We start from the raw sequence: 22,548 nt of genomic DNA, 5'->3' as shown, positions 1-22,548 counted from the left end.
CTTTATAAGAAAATTTTAAAGGTTATTGATGTGGCTAACAAAAACTTATAACGAAAAATTCCAACAAGAATACAAAATAGAGAGCAAACTCCTAGAAACTAAGGGCAATAAACATAATATTGAAATCTTTAACGCACAAGCTTTTGGAGGCATTGCTTTAATTGATGAAACAATAATGTTTAAAGATTTTGTTACCCTCCAAAGTGAGTTTTTAGCACATACTGCAGTTTGCTCACATAAAGAACCTAAAAAGGTCTTAGTATTAGGAAGTTTTAACCTAGAAATTGCCTATGAACTCTTACGTCATTTAGAAATAAAAGTTGATTTTTTACAATTTGACTTAAAGGTTTTACAATCCCTTATTAGCTTCCTGCCACATTATCAAGAAGTGCTTGATAATCCACGCTTTACCCATATTCCCCAATTAGAAAATGAATTTATTCAACAAAACCAAGAACGCAATAACCCCTATGATATTATCCTCTGCTTAGAGAGCAAAAAGAACTATGAATCTTATTATAATCTCCTAAGTGAGAATGGGATTTTGATTATAAAATGCCCCCATTTATTACTAGATACTAAAGAGGCTATCAAAACTTTAGAAAGTTTAGGTGATAACTTTAAGATAAAAATGCCCTTTTATACGCCTTTGTTTTTTGATATGAATGATTGCTATATCTTTGCCTCTAAAAAATATCACCCCATAGCAGATATTATGCTGCAAAGAGCAGATATGCTAGAAGATTTGCAATATTATCACGCAAACTTACATTTGAGTGCTTTTACCCTGCCTAAGGCAATTAAAAAATCTTTATTGGGTGTTGCTAAAAATTGAATTTTCAATATGCTATTGCTTTAACAGGTGGGATTGGTAGCGGGAAAAGCACTGCAGCTTCACTACTAAAACTCTATGGATACGCTATCATTGACGCCGATACAATCGCACATAAAATGCTAGAGCAAAGCACAGAGAAAGTCATAGAAATTTTTAGCGATATTATTTTAACAGAAGGAAAAATTGATAGAAAAAAGCTTGCGAATATCGTTTTTAAAAATAAAGCCTTAAGGAATAAATTAGAAAATCTCTTGCACCCAAGAATCAAAGAAAATATCTTAGAACAATCCCATCTCCTAGATAAAAAAAAGATTCCTTATTTTATAGATATTCCCCTATTCTTTGAAACCAATCATTATGAAATAACACAAACCCTATTAATTTTCACAGAACAACCCATACAAATAGAACGTATCAAAAAACGCAATGCCTTAAGTGATGAGGCTATATTAGAACGTATTAACGCACAAATACCACTACATCAAAAGAAAAAACTTGCAAAATATGTAATTAATAATAATGGAGACTTAGAAAATCTACAAAAAGAAATAGAGAAGTATTTGCAAAATTACTTGCCTAACATCAAATTTTAGTGCAAAATTAAGCTTTTTTTGCTAGAATTAGGCTTTTTTCAAAGGGGTGTTAGCTCAGCTGGGAGAGCACAACGCTGGCAGCGTTGAGGTCAGGAGTTCGATCCTCCTACACTCCACCATATGCGTCCGTAGCTCAGCTGGATAGAGCAACAGGTTGCGGTCCTGTAGGTCGGGGATTCGAATTCCTCCGGGCGCACCATAGTGGCAACAAAGGCTTATATGCAAGGCTTTATACTACACACGCAAAGAATCCGCGATGAGGATTTACTTATAAAAGTCCTAACCCCAAATCACCTCTATACACTCTATCGTTTTTATGGTTTAAGGCATAGCATTATTCATCTTGGCAATAAAATTGATTTCACTATCCAGCAAGATATAAGGGAAATAGCTAAATTAAGAGAGCCTATACACCTAAGCTTCCCTTGGGAGAGAGAATCTTCTATCCGCTATTATTGGCAACAATATTTAAAACTGCTTAACCACCACTTAAAAGATATTATGGTATTGGATTCTTTTTATTTCAACCATTTAGAGGAAGGCACGAAACGATTAGCCAAAGAGGAACCAAAACGAGCCATCCTTAATCTTTATGTTAAGCTTTTAGCCTTTGAAGGACGCAACAATACCTTACAATCCTGCCTAATCTGTCAAAAACCCCTTAAGGAAGAAATTGTGCTTGGTAGGAGTATGGTTTGTGGTCATAAAGCCTGTATGCAAGGGGAATCCTTTCAGCAACAATCCTTACTACATTGGTTTAATAATCAAGGAGAATTTTTAGAGGAACTAGAAATAGAAAAACTTTGGAATCTTTTAATGCTTGGGTTGTAAGCATATTATGGGACTTAAAACTTTTATCTCTCTTAGTAAGCCCAAAGGCTTAGAAAGCGATAATGATATGGGATTTTTCAAAGCCTTTTTTATACAAGTGCTTTTGTGCTTTATTCTACTATCATTAGGCTTTATGGAATCCTTTTGTAGGTTATTTAAGTATTAAAATTACCAACTCACAATGGTAATTTTACTTGCATTAAGTGCTATAGGGATTCTTATAAGCTAAAGTCATCTAAAATACCAGAGGGTATTTATCAATTATACAACTAACATAGCCTTATGTATAAGCATAGCAAACAAGCAAATTCATTACAACTTTGAGCTTATAATCTAATTGATAAATAAAGATAATCAATCAATATTGTTATTCTTAGCTTTCAGTAGATAAAATACTGCAAGCACAAAGTAAAGCCTACTTATTACTTCAAGTAACAAACTTTTATCTTTTTGCCTTTTTCTCCTTAAATACTCTTTTTAACCTACGCACTTCTTTGAAGAATGCAATGTAAGCAAATATTCGCCCCCCCCCCCGCACAGAATTAGCCTTTATTAAAGCTTCCCCTAATTTATAAGAAAGAGTATTTTTTATTTTTAAAGAATCTTCATAATCTCTATAAGATTCTAAAGTAGGAAGTTTTAAGTTAGGATTCTTTTTTAGCTTTTCTTGATATTCTTTTTGTTCTTGTTTATGTTTATCTTTGATATAAGATAATACATAAGGCATTCTTATATATCCTAAGAGACTTTTAGAATTTAAAATCATTGCCTCTCCTAGTTTATAAGAAAGATGAGATTTAAGGCGGGAGGAGGCACCTAGAGGTTTGGGAGGATGGCTAGGTATTGGGCGGGTTTTTGGGATTGTCATATTATACTTTGCAATAAGCTCTAATAAATAAGCTTGTATTTCCCTATTTTCCACTACACTATCATAAGCAATAATAGCTACTTTCATTGCTTCACAAAAATCTTTTTCAAATTCAAAAATCCTACTAACAATATAAGCAATATTGGGATTACCCTTAGTATATTTTTTATAATTTAAAAAACATTCCGCATAACAACAACCATCCCAATACTGCAAAAACAATCTTGTAAAAAATATTTCTTTTCTCTGTTTCAATATTTCTTTAGCATAAGCTTCTGCTTTATAAATAATTTCATTTTTCACATAACAATTTAATAAATGGATTCTGTATTTATCGTTGTCATTATCATATTTGAGGGCTTGTTGTAAATATCCTACCAAAACCTCATATTTCTCCCCTAACATTTCTCCATACAAATATAAATGCCAATACATAAAGGCAAGATGAAATTGGGAAAAGCTTGAAAATTTAGAAAGATTATCATGTAAAATTGCATAACGTTCTTTAATATTAAAAAGAGCATAGCTATTGTGAAATTCTACTTGTGGAGATATGCTACTAGCTACCCTAGTTACTGCTGAAGAAGTTCCATAAATCTTTTTAGCTTTAGACATAAAAACAACATCATAGAAAAATAATTCCAAATTGGAATATTCATCAATATTTCTTATATTATTAAGGCAAATAACTTGTTGTCCTTTAAGCAAATCAAGCATTTTTTGCAAGGATGAAACATCATCTCCAACTAATACCAACTGTGTATGTTCCTCCCTCTTTGCAATCTCTAATACTAATCCAAGACAAGATGCGTGATAAGTAAAAGCCTTACCCATTAATCTATGATAAGAATAGTCATAAATGCAATCACCTGCTCTAATATGAATACAAATATAATTCTCTAGCTTTTCAGAATCCGCAATTGCTAAATTAATCATTTTTTTAAGATTGGGTAGAAAAGGTATATCATAAAATATTTGTGAACATTTTAAACGATATTCGTAAAAATCAATATCATTAAAGTTTCTTGCTGCATCGTGGCTTGGAGAGAAAAAATACTGCCATTTATCAGTATCCCACTGCCTTTTAAATTCCTCAAAACTTTTTATTTGTGCTTTATTGGCTTCATTCTTGATAAAAGAAGATTCTTTATGTAGAAAATATTTTTCAATAAAAGGACTAGAAAAAATATTTTCTTTTTTCTCCGCACTCATACCAATAACAATAGTCTCCTTATTATGCCCCCTAAAATTCACATTTTCGTGATTTTTTTGATAAAATCTCCCACAATCCCACAAGAATCTAAAATTCTCGATAGAGCCTAATTGATTAGCCAAATATAAACAACTAAGCATATTATTTATTCGGTTGCCAAGACCATCCTCTCTATGAGCTACTATATATTTTTGCATCATACCTCCTTTATCTACCTAACTCTACACTTGGCTTTAACATTAAACTAAAACCCTATATCACAATAAAACAGAAAATTTCCCATTTGAATTTGCTCTAACGCCATTAAAATGACTTTTGGTTTTCAACGCCAATACCAAAACCCACGCGTGGGTAATCTCTCCCCTGCTGCATCGATTGTGTAAATTCTCTCTTTAAATTCCTCTATAAATTTAAGGGGGTAACCTTACTTTTTGTATAGATAAAAACATTATCAAGCACTCCTAGAGAATCCGCTTGTTACTTAAAGCGACAAGCACTAATTCCAGTCCTAGTATCCGCAAAAACTCACTAAATAAGATTTCATATTTTTCTCCTTATTTGCTTATCCCTAAACTCCCTCTTTAACTTACGCACTTCTTTGAAGAATGTGATGTAGGCAAATAAAGGTGCAAATATTCGCCCCCCCCCCCCGCTAGAATCAGCTTTTATGAGTGCTTCCCCTAGTTTATAAGAAAGTGTATTTTTTATTTTTAAAGCATCTTTATAATCTCTATAAGATTCTAAGGTAGGAAGTTTTAAACTAGGATTCTTTTTTATCTTTTCTTGGTATTCTTTTTGTTCTTGTTTATGTTTATCTTTGATATAAGATAATACATAAGGCATTCTTATATATCCTAAGAGACTTTTAGAATTTAGTATCAAAGCTTGTCCTAGTTTATAAGAGAGATGAGATTTAAAGCGGTAGGGGGCACCTAGGGGGCGGAGATTAATAGAAAAACTATCATTAGATAAGTTAAGAAGTTTTAAAGATTGAATTTTTTGTTTTATTGTAAAAAGTGAGGGATAAGAAGCATTAATAGATAGAAAACTATTAAAGATATTTTGATAAACATACCCTATATAAGTATAAAAAAATAAAGTTTCTAAAAACTCCTCTTTTCTTGTATTTAAGATATTTTGCAGATAAAATTCTGCTTCTTGCCATTCATTATTTTGTAGGAGCAATACTAGAAAATAGATTCTGTATTTATCATTATCTGGGTCTAAATCTAAAGCAGACAAAAGATATATTTTAAGAATACTTATATTTTCATAAGTTTTAGAACCCATTAAGAATAATTGAAAAAGAGAATATGCTCTCTGCATTGGTGAGAAAATAATTTTTCCATAAAATTGTTTAAAGTTTTTATAACATTCTTGAGGAGTAAAAATATTATTGCTTAAAATATAATCGGCATTACCAAGTAAATAAGCTATTTTTGTTAAGGCAGAGCCTGTTGTATAAATTTTCTTTGCTTGTGAAAGAAAAATAATATCATATAAGAAAAGTTGAAATTCTTTATTATAGTGGTAGGTATCATTTTCTCTTAATTTATCTGTAGAGACGATATTGGGGTTGTTGTGAAAATCTATTATTTTTTGTATGGAATCTAAATCATCCCCAATAATAACGATGGTTTGGTTTTTATTTTTTAAAAGCTCATTTTGTATTAAAGATAAAATAAGCTCACAACAGCTTGCAAGACTCATAGCAAGAAAATTATGTTTTCTTATAGGAAAATAATCATAAATAACATCCCCACTTCTGAAATGAATAGCTATGAAATCACCTATCTTTCCTGCATCCTCATAGGCTTTTGAAATAGGATAGTTAAATTCAGGAAGAAAGTCTAACTTTTTCCATAGATATAAAGTCATTGCTCGGTATTTATTGCGATTTATGTCGTGAAAATACCAGGCTAAACTCCCTAGTGGAGTAATAAAATAATCATATTTGTTGCTAAAAAAAGAATCTTTGAGAGATTGTAAGCTTTTAAAATGCGTTACATCAATGATTCTAGTATCTTTAGGTAGAGTGTGTATGCAGTAGGTATTAATGAAATTTTGAGAAAATATTTTATCTACTTTATCCAAAGAAGAGCCTATGATATGATTTTTGTTAGCACCTGTGTTATCCCTTGTGCTACCAATCCATAAAATTTTTGCGTAAGATAAATCTCCTAAATATTGTGCAATATATAAGGCATTTAAAAAAGCATTTAACCTTGAACCACTCCCATCCGTCCTATTAGCTAAAACAAGTGCCATATCATATTCTCTTTACATTAAATTTTATTCTAGTTTTAATCTATATTGAAATTCGCCAAAGACTAGATTTGTTTATAGGGGGTATTTTACCATTATTTAAAGGATTAAACCCTACCACATATAATTAAACTTCCCATACCCTGTATGCATAGTGGTATTCTTAGTCCCATTCATTCCATAATTTAAAGAGAAATAAAAAGCATCATTTAAAGGAATAACTAAAGTAGTCCCTAAAGCATATTCTAAATTATCTAATTTACTCTCTCCTCCTCCATAATACCCTATATTAGAATATCTCCCTTTAGGATTATCTACATTAGGATTCATAGTCCAATCTACTCCTGCATACACTAAAGTCTTAAAATGTTTATGCCAATCACTATATAAAGAAAGAGAGGTTTTAGTTTTAAATAAATTCATCTTATGGGTATAATTGCGTCTTGTAATAGTATTGATGGCATTACTCATCGTATAAGCTTTAGAATATCCTCCATTATAACCTAAACCTATCTCTGGAGTTAAAGTATGCTTAGTATTAAGCTTAATATTTATCCCCATATTAACATTAGCATCATAAGCATAAGATTTAGGTTCTCCTTTAAATTCTGTTTGTCCTACCCTTTCAGAAATATCATTTTGTATTAAACCAAATTGTGAAGAGAATTTAGAAAAGAGTTCATAATCTTTATAATTAAAAGGATGATAATACCTAACTCCTGCATAATAGGTTCTATTATTTAAAGCTAGAATATCTGAAGGATAAGTTTTAGAACTAAAATCATCATATCCTCCATAAATCCCATAAATATCTTTATTGTTAGGATTTAAATAACTATAACCAAAGATTACTCCTTTAGTATGTCCTTTAGAAGTTAATCCTCCATTTAAAGAAGTATTACTCTTAGAGATATAAGGAAGCATAAAGGCTAAATGATTCTTATCTTTAGTTTCACTAGATCTAAGTAAAGCATCACTCCCTAAATTATCAAAGTTTGCATAAATAGCTCCTTCCTCATAAGCCTTATTAAAGTTAGAATACACATTAGCACTTCCTTGATTATGGATTAAATTCACCGCATTCATAGCATTACCCATTACAGCATTTACAAAGTTTGCTCTAGCTTGGGTATTACTAATGAGTGTTTTTCCTAATGCTGCTGCTGAAGTCTTAGCAGCATCAACAGAAAAGCTTAGAGTTTTACTTAAAGCATCAACATTAACATTAACACTAGGATCATTGGTTTTAAATTCTGCTTTAGCAAAGACTTTAGAATTAATCTCTGCAGGATTGCTTATAGTAGTATCTTGAGAAGTATCAATATTAATAACATTTTTAGGATCTTGAACTAAAGAAGAGAGATTAGTAATATTTCCTGCATCAAAGGTAACATTAGAAACACTTACAACACTTAAATTAGTTCCTGTTATTTCTAAAGGTTTAACCTCTCCTTGAGAATTTGTAGAGACTAACCATTCTTCAACTTCTACTTTACCACTTCCATTGCTTTCTATTTTCGTAGTATCACTAACTTTACCTGTATTACTAATACTTAAACTACCACTTCCATTATTTTTAATATTAGCCCCTATACTAGCATTCCCTGTATTACTAAGGGAGAGATTTCCAGAACCAGAGTTAATAATATCTGATTGTAAGGTAGCATTCCCTTCATTTTTAATAACGATAGGAGCATCTCCACTTACTTCAATATTTCCTGCAACCTTTGCATTATCAGAATTAGTAATACTAATAGGAGCATTACCACTAGCACTAACTCCACCTCCTAAAGTAGCATTCCCTTCGTTTTTAATAACGATAGGAGCATCTCCACTTACTTCAATATTTCCTGCAACCTTTGCATTATCAGAGTTAGTAATGCTTAAAGGAGCATTAGAGGAAGAAGTGATAGAGCCTCCTATGCTACTATTGCCAGAGTTAGTAAGGCTTAGGGCTACATTATCTTTAGCTTCAATACTTCCTGTAATATTACCATTACCAGTATTTTCTACACTAAAGTCTTTAACTTCATCAGAGAGTGTAATACTTGCTTGAATCTCTCCTGCATTAGAAATACCTGTTTTAGCTTCTATCTTTCCTGCGATATTAATATCCCCTGTGATATGGTTATTGGGAGCTACATTAATAGCTGATCCATCTGAACTTTTGATAATAGCACCTTTTTTAACTTCTATACCAGAGACTTTGACTTTTTTATTAAATCCGACTCTAATGTTGATACCACTTACTTTAGCATCTATAACGCTATCTGGTTCTAGGATAATCTTTCCTAATTCTTTATTATCTGAACCTGAGGCATCAAAACTATGGATAGAAATACCATATCTTTCTGCTTGTATAGTTCCTTTATTGATAATAGTTTCTATATTATTCCCCACTTCATATGCAATACCACTAGACTTGGCTTTAATGAGACCTTCATTGAGGATAGTTTTGATACTATTAAATGCATTATAGAAACTAAGCATCACAATAGCTCCACCATAAGTTTCTGATTCGCTTGTGGATTCTATCGTTCCTCTGTTGATTATGGCGTCAATAGTAGAGATTTTAACTAATAGACCCGGATTGCCTGTGCCTATACTTCCTGTATTAATAATAGTATTTACTTTGGAATAATCCAATACGCTTAAACTGTCCATAAAATTACTATTATTAAGATTCGTAATAGTAGATCCTGATGCTCTAAAATGCCCTATCGTCCCACTATTAGTAAAATTACTTATACTACTCCCATTGAAAATATTAATCCCTACTCCTCTGTTACCCTCACTCTTAATTAATCCCTCATTACTAAAAGTCTCTATGGTAGTTTTATTAATATATACCGCATCTCTACCACTTGTTTCTTTAGCAAGAATAGTTCCTGTGTTGTTAAAATTAGTAATGGTAGTATTAGGTTGTAAAGCAATACCATAACCTTTAGAATCTATTATTCCACTATTGCTAAACTTATCAATAGTTCCTTTAGTGATATTAAAATTAAATTTACCAGTATTAGTATTAGTTATGGTTCCAATATTTTCAAAAGATTGGATAGAGCTTGTATTAATACTAATATTATGATTCCCACTCCCACTAATTAATCCTTTATTGGTAATACTCTCTATCGTAGCATTATTTTGAATATTGATAGCATAGTTAGCATTTGTATTAGTAATACTCCCAGTATTAGTAATTTCTAAGTTTTTATATTCTTTAGTTTGTGAAGCAGAAATTTGTTTATTAGTAAGTGCTTTTGTTACTTTATTAGCATTAGTATCTGTTGTTGTATCTAAAGTATCATTATCTATTGCTACCCAATTATCTTTAGCACTAATACTATGAGGAATAGTTAATAAAACACTTGCACAGATTAAAGAGAGGAAAGAGGGGCTTAGAGATTTAGGATTTAATAATTTAAAATTAATATCTCTTATTTTGGGATTAGAATCTAATGTTTTAACATTAATCCTAGAGTATAGAGGTTTAAGATTAGAATTAGAATCTAAAAACTTAGGATTAAATAATTGAGAGATTAAACTTTGAGAATCTAAAGGTTTAGGATTCATAGCTTTTGTATTGAGATTAGAATCTAAAACTTTAGGATTTAAAAGTTTAGAATATTTATAATCAAAGTTCATATTTAAACTTTGAGAATCTAAGGAATTAGATTTTAAAGTAGAATCTTTTGTATGGGATTTAACGATTACCTCTTTATTGGATAGATTAAGGTTTTTCATTGGCTACTCTCCTTGTATTAGTCTTTGAGCAATAAAACCATTATTGCTTTTATTAAGAATATTTACTTTAATATTACTGAATATATTATAACATATATTTATAATATTGTTATTTTTTATTAAAGGATATATTTTATTATTTCTATGCCTTATTAAAGAAAGGAGTTGAGAAATTAATCTATTAAGGATTAGGGGGTTAGAATCTAAAAACTTAAGACTATCTTTATAAACATTAGATTCTAAGCAATTAGAATCTATTTTAACATTAATCCTAGAGTATAGAGGTTTAAGATTAGAATTAGAATCTAAAAACTTAGGATTAAATAATTGAGAGATTAAACTTTGAGAATCTAAAGGTTTAGATTTAAGATCACTCTTAGATTTTTTAGTTTCTAAAGTAGAATACATCTTATTAGAATATAGGAATGGAATATTAGATGGATAAATTTTAGAATCTAAAGAAGTCTGTAAATTAGAAACTTTTGTATGGGTGTTAAAGTTAGAAGCTAATCCTATAAATACAAGAGTTTGAGTAACTCTTATAGGAGGAAGTATTATTGCCCCCCCCCCCCCGCAGGGCATTAAGGTTGTTATTTAATAGAATATTTTGCATAATATTGCAACCTCCTTTTTGTATGTAGCAGAGGAATTTATAGCTAAAATTTACTTTAAAAAGGCTAAAGGTTCTAGTTATTTTGATAAGATTACAAAAATTTTAAAGGTTGTTTTTGCAAAATCCTATCTTATCTCCTAATACCCTAATGTTAGCACCACTTGCGGGATATACCGATTTGCCCTTTAGGGAGGTGGTTAAAAAGTTTGGGGCAGATATTACCGTTAGTGAAATGATTAGTGTCTATGCTCTAGCTTTTAAGAATCAAAAAACGATGAAAATGGTAGAAAAATCTCCACTAGAAAATCCCTTTGCCTTGCAGATTGCCGGGAATGATTTAGGGATTATTCAAAGGGCGGTGGAGTTTTTAAATACTTTAGATTCTATACAGATTCTTGATTTAAATTGTGGTTGCCCAGCCCCAAAGGTTTCAAGCCACGGGAGTGGAAGCTCTCTTTTAAAAGATCTTAATAAACTTACGCTTATCCTAAGATTCTTAAAAAAAATTAGCAAAATACCGCATTTAAGCGTTAAAGTGCGATTAGGATTTGATAAGAAAATCCCTCTTGAAATTGCTAATGCACTCAATGATTGCCCTATTGATTATGTGGTTGTTCACGGACGCACTAGGAGTGATGGCTATAGGAAAGAAAAAATCGATTATGAAGCGATAAAAACGATGAAAGGGATTTTAAAATGTCCCCTTATCGCTAATGGGGAGATAAGCTCTCCAGAGATCGCTAAAGAAGTGAAAGATTTCACAGGTGCAGATGGGCTAATGATAGGGAGAGCAGCGATACAGAAGCCTTGGATATTTACACAGATTAAAGAGGGGTTAGAGGAGAGTATTGCCTTAAGGAGAGGGGTAGCTTTAGAACATTTTGATAGGAGCATAGCCTTTAGGGGAGATTATGGGGCTATTATGTTCCGCAAAAATCTCCACGCCTATTCTAAAGGCTTAGAGGGAGCGGGTGAGTTTAGGAATACCATCAATACCCTAACTAATCCTCAAGAAATGCGGGAGTGTATCTTAGAGTTTTTTAACCGCACAAGCTTTAGTGAATCTGAAAATAGCTAAGGGCATTAAGGCAACCTACCAACGCCTAACCTTGACTTTGGTATAGATAAAATAGGTTGCTTTAAAGCTTTTTATGGTTTATTTTTGTTAGAATTTCAACATTTTTTAAGGTATAAGGAAATTTATGACAACTTCACTTCTTTTAGAGATAGGTACAGAGGAACTTCCGGCTATTCCTCTTTTAAGAGAACTCCCTAATATTAAAAATAAATTTGCAAAAATCCTAAAGGATTATCGCTTAGATTGCGATTTTGAGTTTTTTTATACCCCTAGACGATTAGTCCTACTCTCCTATACTTTTCCGCTTATGCAAAAGGCAGAGATTTTAGAGTTTTTTGGACCCCCTTTAGAGATTGCTTATAAAGAGGACAAACCCACGCAAGCGGCTTTAGGCTTCTTTAAAAAATGCGGAATTACGCAAGAGGAAGTTTCTACCACTCTTAAAGGGGGCAAGGAGATTTTGTATTGCAAAAAGGAAGCCCCAAGCAAAGAGGCTAAAGAGCTTTTGCAATGCATTACGCAAGAGTTTTTGCATTCCCTAGATTTTGGTAAAACTATGCGTTGGGGAATGTTAAAGGAGGGCTTTATCCGCCCTATATCGTGGATTTTAGCCCTTATAGATGAGACCCTCATCCCTCTTAATCTCTATGGTGTAGAATCTAGCAATGCAACCTTTATCCATCGTAGCCTTAGCTACCAACCCCAAGAAGTTAAGAATATCAAAGAATATCTTGCTACACTAGAGAATGGCAAAGTCCTTTTAAACCCTAAGAATAGACGCTCTAAAATCTTAGAGGAAATTGCACAAATTGAGCAAATGCACCAGATCAAAGTAGAGATTGATAAGGCACTCTTAGAGGAAGTAGTAAGTATCACGGAATACCCAACCGCTCTTTTAGGGCAATTTTCTAAGCATTTCTTAGAACTCCCACCCCCTTGTATCATCACTTCTATGAAAGTGCATCAACGTTATTTCCCAACCCATAAGGACAACGAGCTTTATAATGGCTTTATTATGGTTTCTAACTCTTTAAGTGAAGATTCTACAAGAATTATTGAAGGGAATCTTAAAGTCTTAAGTGCTAGGTTAGAGGATGCTTTATTTTTCTATCATAATGATTTAAAAAATGGCTTTAAGAGCAGTGAGCTTAAAAATATAACTTTTGTAGAGGGTTTAGGCTCTATGTGGGATAAGACACAAAGAGAACGGGAAATTGCAAAGATTCTCATTGCTTCCTTGCCTAAGAATCTCTTCAAAGATACTGCAGATATAGAGCTTATAGATACCGCTATTAGTTTATCAAAAGCGGATTTAATGAGTGAAATGGTTTATGAATTTACAGAATTGCAGGGAAGTATGGGTTATTATTATGCGAAATCTTTGGGCTATGGGGAAAACATCGCTTTAGCCATCAAAGAGCAATACTTACCTAATGCCGAGGAGAGCAGCCTCCCTAGTAATATTTATAGTGCAATTGTAGCCCTTGCTTATAAGCTTGATAATCTCTTAGGGCTTTTTAGTATTCATAAAATCCCTAGTGGCTCAAAAGATCCTTTTGCACTAAGGAGAGCAGCTAATGGCATACTTAAAATCCTCTTGCATTTTAACCTTTCAGTCAATCTTCAAGAAGTTTTGCAAACTTGTAGCAAACTTTATCAACCCTTTGACATTAATCCCTTAGAGGCTTTTTTGTATGAGCGGCTAGAATCGCTCCTATCCTTTAATCCCTCTTTATTAAGGGCTACTCTTGCCACAGGTGAGCGGGATATTGTAGAGATTAAGCGGAAGCTAGAAGCCCTAAATTCAACCCTTAATACGCAAGATAAAGTCCTGCTTACCCAAACCTTTAAACGACTTGGCAATATCACCAAAGAAGTCGCTTTAGATTCTAAGTTAGAAATAAAAGAAGAATACTTAGTGGCTAGTGAGGAAATAACGCTTTATAAGAACTTTTGTCAAATAGAAGCAAGGGGGTATCAAGGGGATTATGCCAACTATCTTCAAGAGCTTTTAAACCTTACTCCCTTTTTAAATCGGTTTTTTGATAAGGTGCTTGTTAATGCTCCTGATGAAAACTTTAAAAACAACCGCAAGCACCTTATTGCAAGAATTTACAAAGCGTTTTTAAACATTGCAGATATTAAAGAGATTAGCTTTTAATGGAATTTGATTTAGTAGCACTACAAAAGCAAATAGAGCAAAAAAAACGCAATTATCCGCAGGAGTGGTTAGGTAGAAGCCTAGCTTATACCCCCTATCAACCCCGCCCTATTAGTGAGAGCTTAAGAAAAACCCAAACTTTCACACCCAAAAACCTCTACCATTTGCCAGATTCTAAGGATTTCTTAGAAATTGCTATAAGCAAAGCCCAACACCATAGTGCCCTACTCTTAGATTCCTTAGAAAACCTTACCTATATACGCCGATATATCCATTTGCCCCTTATCTTTAATGCCCCCATTATTGATACTTACCAAATCTTAGAATCCCTTGTTTATGGTGCAGATTGCATTGCTTTAAGAGCGGCTATACTCTCCCAAAGAGACCTTAAAACTTTAAGTGATTTTAGCCTTAAGCTTGGATTAGAAAGTATCTTTTTTATCCACTCTAAAGAGGATTTAACAAAGGCTATTTTTGCGGGGGCTAATATGCTTGTGATAGAGGATATAGACCTTATCCCGCTTATCCCTAATAATAAAATCATCTTAGCTTATGCCACCTCTAGCCATAAAGGAATTGATAGTTTTATCCTAAGTGATTAAGCTTATTTTTAGATTTTTTTAGTTAAAAGCTTCTCTTATTTCAACATAAGGAGTGATTATGTCTCTTATGATAAATGAGGAATGTATCGCTTGTGATGCGTGTAGAGAGGAATGCCCTAATGAGGCTATTGAGGAAGGAGATCCCTTTTACATCATAGACCCAGAGCTTTGCACAGAATGCTATAGCTTCTATGATGAACCCGCTTGTTTGTCTGTTTGTCCTGTTGATGCTATTGTAACAGATCCTGATAATATAGAAACCCTTGAAGAACTAAAGTTTAAGCATTCTCAAATCCACAAAGAGGACTAATGGCAAAAATAACAGCAGTTATTGACATTGGTTCAAATTCTGCAAGAATGGCTATCTTTGAAAAGACTAGCCATTTTGGCTTTCATCTACTCTATGAATCTAAAAGCAAAGTTAGAATCTCTGAAAACTCTTATGAACATAATGGGTATTTACAAGATGAACCCATACAAAGAGCCATTAACGCTTTAAAAAGCTTTTTATGGATTGCAAAACTGCATAAAGCAAGAAAGATTCTTTGCGTAGCTACTTCTGCGGTGCGAGATGCCCCTAATAAAAGCATTCTTTTACAAAAAGCTAGAGAAATTGGCTTAAATATCAAGGTTATTGATGGGGATAGAGAATCGTATTTAGGGGCTTTAGCCGCTCTTAATCTCCTGCCTTATGATAGCGGGATTACTCTTGATATAGGCGGTGGAAGCACAGAGTGTGCGTTGATTGAAAAGCATAAAATCCTTGATACCTACTCACTAGATATAGGAACTATTCGCTTAAAAGAGCTTTTTTTAGACAAAGGCGATTACAAAGGGGCTTATGATTTTATTCAAAAACATTTACAAAAACTCCCCGAGCAGTTTAAGCATTCAAGGGTTTTTGGTATCGGTGGAAGTGCAAGGGCTATTAGCAAAGCTATCCAAAAGCAAATCCAATACCCCCTCTCAACCCTGCACGCTTTTGAATACGACTTTTTAGAGCATAAAGATTTTATCCAACAAATCTATAACACCAAAACCCAAGAATTACACAAATTAGGTATTAAAGAGGATAGGTTAGATTCTATACAAAGCGGGAGTTTAATCTTTCATCTTATCTTAGAGCATTTTAGGGCTAAAAAGGTTGTTACAAGCGGGGTTGGTGTGCGAGAGGGAGTGTTTTTAAAAGATTTATTAAACAATAAAACCAGTTTTCCTCCAAACTTTAATCCTAGTGTGCGTAATATCAAAGATAGATTTATCCGCAATACCCAGCTTTGTAAATACGCTAAATTCCTTGCCTCTAAGCTTTTCATCTCCCAAAAATGCTTTCATCTCATCCCCCAAAGTTTTGCTACGCATTTACTTATCGCAACAGAGCTTTGCAATGTAGGGGTGGCACTAAATTTTTATGAAAAGCATAGGCATAGCAATTACATTTTATTTAATGCACTTAATTATGGGCTTACGCATCAAGATAGATTGCTTATTGCATTCCTTACCCAATATAACAACAAAAAACTTCCTAATGACTATCCTTATCAACAATTACTACCACCCTTAGAGATTTTACAATATCTCTGTTTGTTTGTTGCCTTAGCTAATCTACTTAGTAAAAACCCTAATCCTAAAGACTTTAGCTTTACTTGGGTGGAGGAGAATCATCACTTGAGCTTGTGTATAGAGCACCAAGAACTCTCTTATATTTTAAAAGAAAAATTAAAAAAACTCCTCACCCCACCTACCCTCTCTTTAAAATTATGCTAAAACCGCTAAAAATTGCATTTATTCGTTTAAGCTCTATGGGGGATATTATCCATAGTGCGAGTATTTTGCCCTCTCTTTTTTCTGCACTTAGTGAGAAATACCAACCTATCTTTGATTGGTATGTTGATTCAATCTTTTATGAAATTTTAGAACAATCCCCTTATATCCACAAGCTTATCGCCCTGCCTATCAAACAAAGTCTGCAAGAGAGAAAACCTAAGAATCTCTTAAAAATTTATCAATCCCTTAAAGAAGAATCTTATGATTATGTCATTGATTTACAAGGCTTAATCAAATCCGCTCTTATAGGGAAATGCTTAACCACACAACATTTCATTGGTTTTGATTATCAAAGCATTAAAGAGCCTTTAGCCTCTTTTTTTTATACACAAAAAGTCTCTATACCTTATGAAAAACATATCTTATTACGCAATGCCACCCTAGCCTTTAGTGCTTTTAACCTTACAATCCCTACACTCCAAACCCTACTACATCCCCCTACTTTTCTTGCAAGTAATTCTAATCTATCCCCCTGCTTATAGAGGGCAAAAAGGTATTATTGGTGCTAGAGACTTCAAAACCTAATAAAACTTATCCTCAAAGTTCGTTTTTAGAGCTTGTTAGGCTTTTTAACATCGTAGGTATTAAGCCTCTCCTACTTAGCCATAAACAAGCAATTAAAAACGCGAATAAAACTTTAGAATTTCAAACCTTATCTCATCTGAATTTAGGGCAAATCAAAGCCATCCTACCCCAAATGGATTTAATTATAGGGGGTGATACAGGTATCACACATTTAAGCTGGGCTTTTAATCGCCCCTCTATCACACTCTTTGGAGCAACCCCCGCACAAAGATTTGGCTTAAATACTGATAAAAACCTCTCCCTTAGTGGGAATCCTCATCCTAATTATGATAAAAAAGACTATAGTATCACCCTTATCCCCCCTCAAGAAATTTTTAATCAAGCGAAGAATCTTTTAGGGATTAGTCAATGAAAAGATTTTTATTTTTTGGATTTTTAAAATTATTAGGCGTTTTTTTTCTTTATATGCCCCATTTTTTAAGATTTAATCTTGCTTTATGTATGGCTTCTTTGCTTTGCTTTCTTGATAAAAAAAGGAAATTTGATTTATTAGCAAATCTTGATTTTGCCTATAACAATAGCCTAAGTCAAGAGCAAAAACAAGAAATTCTAGAAACTAATTACCTCAATCTAGTCTATAACACAATAAGTTTTTTTATGCTAGGAGTATGCAATAAAAAGCATATTTTAAAGATGGTTGAAATTGATAAGCCAGAAATTATTAATAACTTGCTCCACAAGGGAGAGAGCATTATATTAGTAACTGCACATTTTGGGAATTGGGAATACACAACCCCCGCTTTTACCTGTTATTTCAATCACCCCATTACCGCCATTGCTAGAATGACTCCTTATCCACTTATTAATGAATACCTCCTAAAAGTGCGATCCCAATTTAATATATCCATCTTTGATAAAAATGGTGCGGCAAAGCATCTTATACAAGCCTTAAAAAAAGACAAGGTTATAGGGATAGTAACCGATCAAAATACCGCAGAGAATGAGGGGGAATTGGTAAATTTCTTTGGCAAAAAAGTTCGCCACACTCCCATTGCTTCAATCTTAGCAAGGAAATTTGGTGCAAAAATTGTATGTTCAGTCGCTTCTTATTCAAAAGATTACAAAAAGATTCTTATCAAAATCCTACCCCCCATTGAATACCAAAAAAGCGAAGACATCAAAGCAGATATTTATAATCTTACACAAATCCAAAGTGATATATTAGAGCAATTCATAAGAGAAAACCCTAAAGAATGGCTTTGGTTCCATAAAAAGTTCAAAAATCAATATGAAGAAATTTATAGGAGGAGCGATGAATAAAATCTCTGCAGTTATCCTAACAAAAAATTCCCAAAGGCTCTTAAAAGAAGTTTTACAAGCCCTTAGCAAAATCGATGAAATTGTAATTTTAGATAATGGTTCAGAGGATAAAACCCTAGAAATTGCGAAAAACTTTAGCAATGTTAGTATCTATCATCACGATTTTATAGGATTTGGTGCGATGAAAAGACTAGGCAGTAAGTTAGCGAAAAATGATTGGATACTCTCTATTGATAGTGATGAGATTGCCTCAAAAGAGCTTATTGATGAACTCTTAGAGAAAGAATTAAAAGAGGATTTGTGTTATAGCTATGCTGTGAAAAACTACTTCAATCATCGGCATATTAAAAGCTGTGGTTGGTATCCAGATAGATTTTGCGGAATCTATTATAAACACACTGCAAACTTTGATGATTCTGCTGTGCATGAAAAAATCATCTCCCTAAGCCCTAAACCCCTAAAGGTTATTCCCCTGCAAGGCTATATCTCCCATTACCCCTACCAAAACACTAGTGAATTTTTAGCTAAAATGCAAAAATACACAACCCTCTACGCACAAGATTTTGCGGGCAAAAAGCAAAGCTCTCCGCTAAAAGCTCTCCTGCATTGCCTTTGGTGCTTTTTTAAAAACTACTTTTTGCAAAAAGGATTCTTAGAGGGCTATGAAGGTTTTGTAATAGCCTCTTATAACGCACAAAGTGCATTTTGGAAATATATTAAACTCTATGAAGCTAATCAAGGGAAAAAATGAAAATTCTAATTATCAAACTGCGTAATATAGGGGATACCTTGCTTATTACTCCACTTTTTGAAAACCTTAAAAGCCATTTTGGGGAATCTACCGCTATTGATGTGTTAGTCAATGAGGGAACAGAGGGGATTTTACCCGCACAACTTATCCGCAAAATCTATACACTCAAAAGACTAGACAAAAAGCTTCAAAAACTTAAAGGAGAAATTGAACTTCTAAGGGCTATTAGGCAGGAAAAATATGCTATGGCACTAAGCTTAACAAGTGGTGAGAGAAGTGCTTTTATGAGCTTTATTAGTGGTGCGAAAATGCGGATTGGATTTACCCCAAAGACTTTTTGGGCTAAACCTATCTATACACATAATCTCAAAGAAAAGCACCAACACACTATAGAGAATAATTTAGAAGCCCTAAGAGTTCTTAATATCCCTATTATTACTAAAAAGGTGCAAGCGGCAAAAGCTCAAGAATCGCTAAATTTTGCAATACCAACAAATTTTATCCATTTGCACCTCTTTAGCCGCTGGATGTTTAAAGCCCTAAGTGATGATTTTTGCGCAAAAATCATAGATTTTATCACCCAAACTTACGCAATAGAATGCCTTTTAACTTGCAGTAATCAACAAGAATTAGAAAAACTGCAAAGTATTTTAAACCTTAGCCAAAATAAGCCTAAATTTCTAAACAATCTTTCCCTAGCAGAAGTATCTTTGCTAAATTCAAAAGCTTTAGCTTTTGTTGGAGTTGATACCGCTATTATGCACCTAAGTGCGGCAAATAATACGCCAACTTTTGCCTTTTTTGGTCCTAGTGGGGCAATACACTGGGGTCCTTGGGATAATGATTTATTTACTTCTACTTATACGCAAAAAAATGGGATTCAAAGAATGGGTAAGCATCTAGTCTATCAAGAGAGTTTTCCCTGTGTGCCTTGTGGGAGGGATGGTTGTGAGGGTAGCAAAAAAAGTGATTGTCTCTTAACAAAGCTTAATGAAGAATTAGCACTTAGGACATTAAAAGACTTTTTAGACCCTCTCTTGCTCCCCCTTAGAGGAGAAAAGCCTTAAATACTTTTTTCTAACAAGGCATTGAGTCGCTTTACAAAAGCATTCACATCTTTAAGCTTACTGCCATCAAGTAATTTTGCCTCTTCTAAAAGCAAAAATGCAATCTCGGCATTTTTAGCTTCATCATTACTTAAAAGCAATTTACTTAAAATAGAATGATTAGGGTTTAACTCTAAAATAGGTTTAGGCTCTGGTATATCTCCACCTCCCATAGCTCCCATTTGTTTCATCATCTTCATCATCGCAGCATTAGGGTCATCAGGGTCAGCAACGATACAAGAGGGGGCTTCTACCAATCTTGTGCTTAAACGCACTTCTTTAACTTCATCGCCTAAAATCTTGCTAAAAGATTCTAATAAAGTTTTAAATTTCTCTTTTGTGGTTTCATCAATAGTATTTTCTCCTAAATCCTCTAAGGCTTCCTTAGAATTAATAGAACGCAAAGGCGTCTTATCAAACTCTCCAACCATAGGCATAACAATGCCATCAATCTCATCGCTAAAGAATAAAACCTCTATATCTTTTTTCGCATAGGTTTCTAACAAAGGAGAGCTTTTTAATAACTCTAAATCCTCACCTTGCAAATAATAAATAGCTTTTTGCCCCTCTTTCATTCGCTCTTTATAGGTTTTAAAAGAAATCTCTTTTCCCTCACTTTTATTAGAAGGGAATCGCAAAAGTTCTAAAAGCTTTTCTTTATTTTCAAAATCGCTATAAACCCCCTCTTTAATACATCTACCAAACTCTTGGTAGAAATTCTTATATTTTTCCTCATCTTTAGCTAAATCTTCAATTTCGCTAATAATTTTCTTAGTAGAAGCGGATTTAATCGTGGCTAAGATTCTATTTTGTTGTAAAATCTCACGACTAACATTTAAAGGTAAATCCTCACTATCAATAATACCTTTAACAAATCGTAAATAAGAGGGCAAGAGTTCTTTATCATCATCGGTTATAAAGACGCGTTTTACATAGAGTTTAACACCGGATTTATAATCTACCCTATAGAGATCAAAGGGTGCTTTTTGGGGGATATAAAAAAGCGTAGTATATTCTAAACTTCCCTCTACTTTAGTGTGAATCCAAGTAAGGGGATCATTAGAATCATAGCTAAGATTCTTATAAAACTCCTTATATTCCTCCTCTTTTAAATCCTTTTTCGCTACTCGCCAAAGTGCGGAGGCTTTATTGATTTGCTCACTTTTCTCCTCTATAATCTCCTTTTTATTCTCGCCCTCTCCCTCACTTTTAGTTTCTACAAAATGTAAGAAAATAGGAAAAGGGATATGGTCTGAATATTTTTTAATAATCTCTTCAATGCGATAGCGGCTTGTAAATTCCTTTTCTTCCTCTTTTAAATAAAGCTTAATCTCACTCCCTTGGGTTTCTTTCTCACATTTTTCTATTTCAAACTCCCCACTTCCATCACTAATCCAAGCAAAAGCCTGTTTTTCTCCAGCTTTTTTAGTCGTTACAATGATTTTACTTGCCACCATAAACGCAGAATAAAAACCTACTCCAAATTGTCCAATAAGTGCGGAATCTTTTTTCTTATCGCCACTAAGTTTAGAGAGAAAATTTTTCGTCCCACTCTTTGCAATCGTGCCTAGATTATCCAACAAATCTTTTTCATTCATTCCTATTCCATTATCACTAATGGTTAAGGTATTTTTATCGTTATCAAAAGTGATATGAATTTCTGGAGTAAAGCTTAAATTCTTTAATTTTTCATCTGTTAATGTCAAGTATTGCAGTTTATCTAACGCATCAGAGGCATTGCTAACAAGCTCTCGTAAAAAAATCTCCTTATTAGAATATAAAGAGTGAATCATCAAATCTAAGAGTTGATTAACCTCTGTTTGAAAAGTATGTTTTGCCATTATTCATTCCTTTATTTATAAATTTTTTGCCATTATAGCAAAGAAAGTTTCAAAAATCAACAAACTTTATAGTTATAAACTAAACTTTATTGATAACATATTGATAAATATATAAGAGTTACCCCCTATTAAAGTTATACAAATAACCGCAAACTTTTTGCAATTGTGCTTTTCTAGTAAAATTTATTATGCCTATTGTGATTGTCATAATTTATTTATGGGATAAAAGATTTTTTCACATAAAAGTCTTAACTTTACACTTTGAATTTAAAGTTCAAATAAATCCTAAGTTACATCAATCCTCTTCTTCATAATTTTAGTTTATTATAAGCTTTCTCAAGGCAAAATAAAAGGAATTATTTAGGGGGGGGGGGG

General features: G+C 33.0%; 18 protein-coding genes and 2 tRNA genes. 15 read left to right on the top strand and 5 right to left on the bottom strand.

The genetic code is table 11. From position 1 onward, the window contains the following. Positions 1-28: 28 nt before the first annotated feature. The 5 genes from CDV25_RS09640 (at position 29) to recO (ending at position 2,259) form a co-directional block, all read left to right on the top strand. Positions 29-835 carry a spermine/spermidine synthase domain-containing protein gene (locus tag CDV25_RS09640; RefSeq protein ID WP_108911743.1) on the top strand — a complete coding sequence of 269 codons (807 nt, stop codon included), beginning with the start codon at positions 29-31 and terminating at the stop codon, positions 833-835. Next, complete coding sequence (gene coaE, locus CDV25_RS09635; protein WP_108911742.1) at positions 832-1,428, top strand: dephospho-CoA kinase; 597 nt, start codon at positions 832-834, stop codon at positions 1,426-1,428. Before CDV25_RS09640 ends, coaE begins: the two co-directional genes overlap by 4 nt. A 43-nt stretch (positions 1,429-1,471) precedes the next feature. After that, a tRNA-Ala gene (locus CDV25_RS09630) sits at positions 1,472-1,547 on the top strand. 3 nt (positions 1,548-1,550) lie between these two features. Then, a tRNA-Arg gene (locus CDV25_RS09625) sits at positions 1,551-1,627 on the top strand. A 20-nt stretch (positions 1,628-1,647) separates the two neighbouring features. Next, a complete protein-coding gene (recO, locus tag CDV25_RS09620; protein ID WP_108911741.1) occupies positions 1,648-2,259 on the top strand; it encodes a recombination protein RecO in 612 nt (203 codons plus the stop codon). Between the two features lie 442 nt (positions 2,260-2,701). On the opposite strand, the gene CDV25_RS09615 is transcribed toward recO, so the two are convergent. From CDV25_RS09615 to CDV25_RS09600, 4 genes are all read right to left on the bottom strand, one after another. After that, positions 2,702-4,537, bottom strand: a complete 1,836-nt coding sequence (locus CDV25_RS09615; RefSeq protein WP_108911740.1) for a DUF8374 domain-containing protein — start codon at positions 4,535-4,537, stop codon at positions 2,702-2,704. A gap of 343 nt (positions 4,538-4,880) precedes the next feature. After that, entirely contained in the window at positions 4,881-6,608 is a 1,728-nt protein-coding gene (locus CDV25_RS10665; protein ID WP_239056365.1) for a DUF8374 domain-containing protein, read from the bottom strand. Positions 6,609-6,719: 111 nt separating this feature from the next. Next, positions 6,720-10,349, bottom strand: a complete 3,630-nt coding sequence (locus CDV25_RS09605) for an autotransporter outer membrane beta-barrel domain-containing protein (RefSeq protein ID WP_108911739.1) — start codon at positions 10,347-10,349, stop codon at positions 6,720-6,722. A gap of 3 nt (positions 10,350-10,352) precedes the next feature. Further along, complete coding sequence (locus CDV25_RS09600) at positions 10,353-10,931, bottom strand: hypothetical protein (protein ID WP_108911738.1); 579 nt, start codon at positions 10,929-10,931, stop codon at positions 10,353-10,355. Between the two features lie 179 nt (positions 10,932-11,110). Here CDV25_RS09600 and CDV25_RS09595 point away from each other — a divergent pair, with 179 nt between their 5' ends. The 10 genes from CDV25_RS09595 to CDV25_RS09555 all read left to right on the top strand — a co-directional run bounded on the left by CDV25_RS09595 (position 11,111) and on the right by CDV25_RS09555 (position 20,293). Next, positions 11,111-12,040 carry a tRNA dihydrouridine synthase gene (locus tag CDV25_RS09595; RefSeq protein WP_108911877.1) on the top strand — a complete coding sequence of 310 codons (930 nt, stop codon included), beginning with the start codon at positions 11,111-11,113 and terminating at the stop codon, positions 12,038-12,040. 124 nt (positions 12,041-12,164) lie between these two features. Beyond that, positions 12,165-14,201, top strand: coding sequence for a glycine--tRNA ligase subunit beta (glyS, locus tag CDV25_RS09590; RefSeq protein ID WP_108911737.1), 2,037 nt, complete (start codon positions 12,165-12,167; stop codon positions 14,199-14,201). Further along, positions 14,201-14,803, top strand: a complete 603-nt coding sequence (locus tag CDV25_RS09585; protein ID WP_108911736.1) for a beta/alpha barrel domain-containing protein — start codon at positions 14,201-14,203, stop codon at positions 14,801-14,803. Before glyS ends, CDV25_RS09585 begins: the two co-directional genes overlap by 1 nt. A 58-nt stretch (positions 14,804-14,861) precedes the next feature. After that, a complete protein-coding gene (locus CDV25_RS09580) occupies positions 14,862-15,113 on the top strand; it encodes a YfhL family 4Fe-4S dicluster ferredoxin (RefSeq protein WP_108911735.1) in 252 nt (83 codons plus the stop codon). After that, on the top strand, positions 15,113-16,570 hold the full coding sequence (locus CDV25_RS09575; RefSeq protein WP_108911734.1) for a Ppx/GppA phosphatase family protein: 1,458 nt from the start codon (positions 15,113-15,115) through the stop codon (positions 16,568-16,570). Before CDV25_RS09580 ends, CDV25_RS09575 begins: the two co-directional genes overlap by 1 nt. Continuing rightward, entirely contained in the window at positions 16,564-17,112 is a 549-nt protein-coding gene (locus CDV25_RS10820) for a glycosyltransferase family 9 protein (RefSeq protein ID WP_269149114.1), read from the top strand. The genes CDV25_RS09575 and CDV25_RS10820 overlap by 7 nt, the downstream gene beginning before the upstream one ends. 20 nt (positions 17,113-17,132) lie before the next feature. Next, positions 17,133-17,567, top strand: coding sequence for a glycosyltransferase family 9 protein (locus CDV25_RS10815; RefSeq protein ID WP_269149113.1), 435 nt, complete (start codon positions 17,133-17,135; stop codon positions 17,565-17,567). Beyond that, positions 17,564-18,475, top strand: a complete 912-nt coding sequence (locus CDV25_RS09565) for a lipid A biosynthesis lauroyl acyltransferase (RefSeq protein ID WP_108911733.1) — start codon at positions 17,564-17,566, stop codon at positions 18,473-18,475. The genes CDV25_RS10815 and CDV25_RS09565 overlap by 4 nt, the downstream gene beginning before the upstream one ends. Beyond that, positions 18,468-19,226, top strand: a complete 759-nt coding sequence (locus tag CDV25_RS09560) for a glycosyltransferase family 2 protein (RefSeq protein ID WP_108911732.1) — start codon at positions 18,468-18,470, stop codon at positions 19,224-19,226. The genes CDV25_RS09565 and CDV25_RS09560 overlap by 8 nt, the downstream gene beginning before the upstream one ends. Further along, the gene (locus CDV25_RS09555; RefSeq protein ID WP_108911731.1) at positions 19,223-20,293 is read left to right on the top strand and encodes a glycosyltransferase family 9 protein; all 1,071 of its coding nucleotides are present in this window, start codon (positions 19,223-19,225) and stop codon (positions 20,291-20,293) included. Before CDV25_RS09560 ends, CDV25_RS09555 begins: the two co-directional genes overlap by 4 nt. On the opposite strand, the gene htpG is transcribed toward CDV25_RS09555, so the two are convergent. Continuing rightward, entirely contained in the window at positions 20,290-22,173 is a 1,884-nt protein-coding gene (gene htpG, locus CDV25_RS09550) for a molecular chaperone HtpG (protein WP_108911730.1), read from the bottom strand. The two genes, CDV25_RS09555 and htpG, sit on opposite strands and share 4 nt — an antisense overlap. Positions 22,174-22,548 lie beyond the last annotated feature (375 nt).

It is taken from the genome of Helicobacter apodemus, from assembly GCF_003097575.1.
Classification (GTDB): Bacteria; Campylobacterota; Campylobacteria; order Campylobacterales; family Helicobacteraceae; genus Helicobacter_D; species Helicobacter_D apodemus.
This window is presented reverse-complemented; position numbering and strand designations above follow the sequence as displayed.

What these genes read in the sequence shown, in the direction of transcription:
- CDV25_RS09600 (WP_108911738.1), bottom strand. Translation starts at nt 10,931, where the DNA reads ATGCCCTGCGGGGGGGGGGGGGCAATAATACTTCCTCCTATAAGAGTT.
- recO (WP_108911741.1), top strand. Translation starts at nt 1,648, where the DNA reads ATGCAAGGCTTTATACTACACACGCAAAGAATCCGCGATGAGGATTTA.
- CDV25_RS09560 (WP_108911732.1), top strand. Translation starts at nt 18,468, where the DNA reads ATGAATAAAATCTCTGCAGTTATCCTAACAAAAAATTCCCAAAGGCTC.
- CDV25_RS10665 (WP_239056365.1), bottom strand. Translation starts at nt 6,608, where the DNA reads ATGGCACTTGTTTTAGCTAATAGGACGGATGGGAGTGGTTCAAGGTTA.
- CDV25_RS09580 (WP_108911735.1), top strand. Translation starts at nt 14,862, where the DNA reads ATGTCTCTTATGATAAATGAGGAATGTATCGCTTGTGATGCGTGTAGA.
- glyS (WP_108911737.1), top strand. Translation starts at nt 12,165, where the DNA reads ATGACAACTTCACTTCTTTTAGAGATAGGTACAGAGGAACTTCCGGCT.
- CDV25_RS09640 (WP_108911743.1), top strand. Translation starts at nt 29, where the DNA reads ATGTGGCTAACAAAAACTTATAACGAAAAATTCCAACAAGAATACAAA.
- CDV25_RS09575 (WP_108911734.1), top strand. Translation starts at nt 15,113, where the DNA reads ATGGCAAAAATAACAGCAGTTATTGACATTGGTTCAAATTCTGCAAGA.
- htpG (WP_108911730.1), bottom strand. Translation starts at nt 22,173, where the DNA reads ATGGCAAAACATACTTTTCAAACAGAGGTTAATCAACTCTTAGATTTG.
- CDV25_RS09555 (WP_108911731.1), top strand. Translation starts at nt 19,223, where the DNA reads ATGAAAATTCTAATTATCAAACTGCGTAATATAGGGGATACCTTGCTT.
- CDV25_RS09615 (WP_108911740.1), bottom strand. Translation starts at nt 4,537, where the DNA reads ATGCAAAAATATATAGTAGCTCATAGAGAGGATGGTCTTGGCAACCGA.
- CDV25_RS09585 (WP_108911736.1), top strand. Translation starts at nt 14,201, where the DNA reads ATGGAATTTGATTTAGTAGCACTACAAAAGCAAATAGAGCAAAAAAAA.
- CDV25_RS09605 (WP_108911739.1), bottom strand. Translation starts at nt 10,349, where the DNA reads ATGAAAAACCTTAATCTATCCAATAAAGAGGTAATCGTTAAATCCCAT.
- CDV25_RS10820 (WP_269149114.1), top strand. Translation starts at nt 16,564, where the DNA reads ATGCTAAAACCGCTAAAAATTGCATTTATTCGTTTAAGCTCTATGGGG.
- CDV25_RS09595 (WP_108911877.1), top strand. Translation starts at nt 11,111, where the DNA reads ATGTTAGCACCACTTGCGGGATATACCGATTTGCCCTTTAGGGAGGTG.
- CDV25_RS09565 (WP_108911733.1), top strand. Translation starts at nt 17,564, where the DNA reads ATGAAAAGATTTTTATTTTTTGGATTTTTAAAATTATTAGGCGTTTTT.